Genomic DNA, 5,692 nt, shown 5'->3' on the forward strand with positions numbered 1-5,692 from the left:
CCAAAAGAAAACCCCCTTCTGCGTTAGCAGAAGGGGGTTAACTAGGAATAGAGAGCTGACGATGACCTACTCTCACATGGCCGGAGCCACACTACCATTGGCGCGATGATGTTTCACTTCTGAGTTCGAGAAGGGATCAGGTGGTTCCATCATGCTATTGTCGTCAGCAAAGGGGGTTAGATATGAGTCTGTTATTTTTATTGTTTGACTATAAGTGTTTAGTTTATGGTCGATCAACTTGTAACCTAACTGAATCAAGGTTAAAGGTGATATCGAAATATATATATTCTATAAGCTGTAGAGCTTATACAAGATAGATTAATTAGAGCTGTTCATACAAACCACTTGGGTGTTGTATGGTCAAGCCAAACGAGCAATTAGTACAGGTTAGCTACATGCATCGCTGCACTTCCACACCCTGCCTATCAACGTCGTAGTCTTCAACGGCTCTTTAGGGAAATCTTATCTTGAGGTGGGCTTCTCGCTTAGATGCTTTCAGCGATTATCCCATCCGAACGTAGCTACCGGGCAATGCCACTGGCGTGACAACCCGAACACCAGAGGTTCGTCCACTCTGGTCCTCTCGTACTAGGAGCAGATCCTCTCAAATTTCCAACGCCCACGGTAGATAGGGACCGAACTGTCTCACGACGTTCTAAACCCAGCTCGCGTACCTCTTTAAATGGCGAACAGCCATACCCTTAGGACCTGCTTCAGCCCTAGGATGAGATGAGCCGACATCGAGGTGCCAAACACCGCCGTCGATATGAACTCTTGGGCGGTATCAGCCTGTTATCCCCAGAGTACCTTTTATCCGTTGAGCGATGGCCCTTCCATACAGAACCACCGGATCACTAAGACCTACTTTCGTACCTGCTCGACTTGTGGGTCTCGCAGTTAAGCGCGCTTTTGCCTTTATACTCTACGACCGATTTCCGACCGGTCTGAGCGCACCTTCGTACTCCTCCGTTACTCTTTAGGAGGAGACCGCCCCAGTCAAACTACCCACCATACATTGTCCTCGGTATTGTTATACCTGAGTTAGAACCCCAACATGACCAGGGTGGTATTTCAAGATTGGCTCCACAAACACTAGCGTGTCTGCTTCAAAGCCTCCCACCTATCCTGCACAAGTCAGGTCAAAGTTCAATGTAAAGCTGTAGTAAAGGTTCACGGGGTCTTTCCGTCTAGCCGCGGGTACACAGCATCTTCACTGCGATTTCGATTTCACTGAGTCTCTGCTGGAGACAGCGCTGCCATCATTATGTCATTCGTGCAGGTCGGAACTTACCCGACAAGGAATTTCGCTACCTTAGGACCGTTATAGTTACGGCCGCCGTTTACTGGGGCTTCGATCAAGAGCTTCGCTTACGCTAACCCCATCAATTAACCTTCCAGCACCGGGCAGACATCACACCCTATACGTCCACTTTCGTGTTTGCAGAGTGCTGTGTTTTTAATAAACAGTTGCAGCAGCCTGGTATCTGCGACTGCCAACAGCTTAAGGAGCAAGTCCTATCACCATCGGCAGCGTACCTTCTCCCGAAGTTACGGTACCATTTTGCCTAGTTCCTTCAGCAGAGTTCTCTCAAGCGCCTTGGTATTCTCTACCTGATCACCTGTGTCGGTTTAGGGTACGATTCGTTTATAACTATTGCTTAGAAGCTTTTCCTGGAAGCATGGTATTTGCCACTTCGCTGTACAAGTACAGCTTGCTATCAGATCTCAGCATAATGACAGTCCGGATTTGCCTAAACTGTCTGCCTACATCCTTTCACCTGGACAACCAACGCCAGGCTGACATAACCTACTCCGTCCCTCCATCGCATTATAAACAAGTATTGGAATATTAACCAATTTCCCATCGACTACGCCTTTCGGCCTCGCCTTAGGGGTCGACTCACCCAGCCCCGATTAACGTTGGACTGGAACCCTTGATCTTCCGGCGTGCGAGCTTTTCACTCGCATTATCGTTACTCACGTCAGCATTCGCTCTTGTGATACCTCCAGCATGCCTTACGACACACCTTCACAGGCTTACACAACGCTCCCCTACCACTTGAAAACAAATTCAAATCCGCAGCTTCGGCTCCTAGTTTGAGCCCCGTTACATCTTCCGCGCGGGCCGACTCGACTAGTGAGCTATTACGCTTTCTTTAAAGGATGGCTGCTTCTAAGCCAACCTCCTAGCTGTCTATGCCTTCCCACCTCGTTTCCCACTTAACTAGGAATTTGGGGCCTTAGCTGGCGGTCTGGGTTGTTTCCCTCTCCACAATGGACGTTAGCACCCACTGTGTGTCTCCCGGATATCACTCATCGGTATTCGGAGTTTGCATCGGTTTGGTAAGTCGGTATGACCCCCTAGCCGAAACAGTGCTCTACCCCCAATGGTGTTCGTCCGAGGCGCTACCTAAATAGCTTTCGGGGAGAACCAGCTATCACCGAGTTTGATTAGCCTTTCACCCCTATCCACAAGTCATCCCCTGGCTTTTCAACGACAGTGGGTTCGGTCCTCCGGTGCCTGTTACGGCACTTTCAACCTGCTCATGGATAGATCACTCGGTTTCGGGTCTATGCCCTGCAACTAAACGCCCTATTAAGACTCGGTTTCCCTACGGCTCCCCTAAACGGTTAACCTTGCTACAGAACATAAGTCGCTGACCCATTATACAAAAGGTACGCAGTCACCCCAATAAATTGAGGCTCCTACTGCTTGTACGCACACGGTTTCAGGTTCTATTTCACTCCCCTCACAGGGGTTCTTTTCGCCTTTCCCTCACGGTACTGGTTCACTATCGGTCAGTCAGGAGTATTTAGCCTTGGAGGATGGTCCCCCCATCTTCAAACAGGATTTCTCGTGTCCCGCCCTACTTAATATGTTAACGCTAATGTTTCGAATACAGGACTATCACCTACTACGGTCAGCTTTCCCACGCTGTTCTTCTACATTAGCATTAATCGGCTTCTCCCCGTTCGCTCGCCGCTACTTGGGGAATCTCATTTGATGTCTTTTCCTAAGGGTACTGAGATGTTTCACTTCCCCTCGTTTGCTTCTTGTACAAGTACAAGATACCTACCTTATGGTAGGTGGGTTTCCCCATTCAGAAATCTCCGGATCACAGGATATTGCCGCCTCCCCGAAGCTTATCGCAGGCTGTCACGTCTTTCATCGCCTCTGACTGCCAAGGCATCCACCATGTGCGCTTCATTACTTGACCATACAACCCCAAGTAGTCTTTCGACTTCTAAGTGTTATAACAGTCTAATTATGATAACGATATCACCTATGTTTATACGCTTGATTCAGTTCTCTTTACTTTTTTAATCACTCACTACTGGGATAACAACTGATGTCGTTAAGTAGTGAGTGATTAAGGTTAGAAACAACGCGTGAACACGTGTTCCTAACCCAGACTCATATCTATGTTTTTAAATAGTCTCTGTGCTCTCGTCGAGTCACAGATTCTGTATAAAACAGAAAGAAGTAATCAATGCCAATTGGCTGAATCACTTGTTTCTATTTGATACCTATTTTATTTATTAGCATCTAAAGAATAGTTTATTATGTGGTGGAGCCAAACGGAGTCGAACCGTTGACCTCCTGCGTGCAAGGCAGGCGCTCTACCAACTGAGCTATGGCCCCTAATAATGGTAGGCCTGGGCAGACTTGAACTGCCGACCCCCGCGTTATCAACACGGTGCTCTAACCAGCTGAGCTACAGGCCTGTGCGAGGCATATACCTCTAGCTAATAAACTAGCTTAAACTAAAGAACAACTTGTTGTGAATTCTTGCTGACCGAATGCCATCTATAAGGAGGTGATCCAGCCGCAGGTTCCCCTACGGCTACCTTGTTACGACTTCACCCCAGTCATCAACCACACCGTGGTGAGCGCCTTCCTAAAAGGTTAGGCTACCCACTTCTGGTGCAATCAACTCCCATGGTGTGACGGGCGGTGTGTACAAGGCCCGGGAACGTATTCACCGCGGCATTCTGATCCGCGATTACTAGCGATTCCTACTTCATGGAGTCGAGTTGCAGACTCCAATCTGGACTACGATAGGCTTTTTGAGATTCGCATCACATCGCTGTGTAGCTGCCCTCTGTACCTACCATTGTAGCACGTGTGTAGCCCTGGTCGTAAGGGCCATGATGACTTGACGTCGTCCCCGCCTTCCTCCAGTTTGTCACTGGCAGTATCCTTAGAGTTCCCGGCTTAACCCGCTGGTAACTAAGGACAAGGGTTGCGCTCGTTGCGGGACTTAACCCAACATCTCACGACACGAGCTGACGACAGCCATGCAGCACCTGTATTCTAATTCCCGAAGGCACTCCCGCATCTCTGCAGGATTCTAGATATGTCAAGACCAGGTAAGGTTCTTCGCGTTGCATCGAATTAAACCACATGCTCCACCGCTTGTGCGGGCCCCCGTCAATTCATTTGAGTTTTAACCTTGCGGCCGTACTCCCCAGGCGGTCTACTTATTGCGTTAGCTGCGTCACTAAGTCCTCAAGGGACCCAACGACTAGTAGACATCGTTTACGGCGTGGACTACCAGGGTATCTAATCCTGTTTGCTACCCACGCTTTCGAGCCTCAGTGTCAGTATTATGCCAGAAGGCTGCCTTCGCCATCGGTATTCCTCCAGATCTCTACGCATTTCACCGCTACACCTGGAATTCTACCTTCCTCTCACATACTCTAGCTCAACAGTATCAGATGCAGTTCCCAGGTTGAGCCCGGGGATTTCACATCTGACTTATCGAGCCACCTACGCTCCCTTTACGCCCAGTAATTCCGATTAACGCTTGCACCCTCTGTATTACCGCGGCTGCTGGCACAGAGTTAGCCGGTGCTTATTCTGCAGCTAATGTCATCGTCCATGGGTATTAACCATGGAGTCTTCTTCACTGCTTAAAGTGCTTTACAACCAAAAGGCCTTCTTCACACACGCGGCATGGCTGGATCAGGGTTTCCCCCATTGTCCAATATTCCCCACTGCTGCCTCCCGTAGGAGTCCGGGCCGTGTCTCAGTCCCGGTGTGGCTGATCATCCTCTCAGACCAGCTACAGATCGTCGCCATGGTAGGCCTTTACCCCACCATCTAGCTAATCCGACTTAGGCTCATCTAATAGCGAGAGCAGTAAACTGCCCCCTTTCTCCCGTAGGTCGTATGCGGTATTAATACGAGTTTCCCCGTGCTATCCCCCACTACTAGGTAGATTCCTAAGTATTACTCACCCGTCCGCCGCTCGTCATCTTCTAGCAAGCTAGAAATGTTACCGCTCGACTTGCATGTGTTAAGCCTGCCGCCAGCGTTCAATCTGAGCCATGATCAAACTCTTCAGTTTAATCTTGCTATGAAGCTCTTTAAAGAAGCTTCTAAACTTGGCTCATCTAATCTGGCAAAATCGCTAAAAATTATGTTCGTAATGAATTAACTTTGAGTTCTTTTACTGTCTTAAATGATAATTTTTATAGTTAGAAAAACTCCCGAAAAGGAAGTAAAACCAACTTTATTTTTTAGCATTCTGAATCAGCAAAAATCCACACAAGTTGTTCTTTAGTTATGCTTTTAAATAGTGTTCTTCTATTGTCATCCAATAAAAGATGTTCTTACTAATCAATCAAAGCAATTTGCTTATCTCGTTTAGCGAGCCGACTAGTATATCATAATGAAATAGTCTGTCAA

Annotated in this window: 2 tRNA genes and 3 rRNA genes; all 5 read right to left on the bottom strand. The window is 48.0% G+C overall.

Annotation, left to right across the window (positions count from 1 at the left end):
- Nucleotides 1–53 precede the first annotated feature (53 nt).
- Nucleotides 54–168, bottom strand: a 5S ribosomal RNA gene (rrf, locus tag ACMHKH_RS14390).
- A gap of 188 nt (nt 169–356) precedes the next feature.
- A 23S ribosomal RNA gene (locus tag ACMHKH_RS14395) occupies nt 357–3,218 on the bottom strand.
- Nucleotides 3,219–3,567: 349 nt separating this feature from the next.
- Nucleotides 3,568–3,643, bottom strand: a tRNA-Ala gene (locus ACMHKH_RS14400).
- Between the two features lie 6 nt (nt 3,644–3,649).
- Nucleotides 3,650–3,726, bottom strand: a tRNA-Ile gene (locus ACMHKH_RS14405).
- Nucleotides 3,727–3,811: 85 nt separating this feature from the next.
- Nucleotides 3,812–5,351, bottom strand: a 16S ribosomal RNA gene (locus ACMHKH_RS14410).
- Together the 16S, 23S and 5S rRNA genes with 2 tRNA genes alongside form the textbook arrangement of a ribosomal RNA operon.
- Nucleotides 5,352–5,692: the final 341 nt, after the last annotated feature.

The organism is Psychrobacter glacincola, assembly GCF_965118485.1.
GTDB lineage: Bacteria > Pseudomonadota > Gammaproteobacteria > Pseudomonadales > Moraxellaceae > Psychrobacter > Psychrobacter glacincola_D.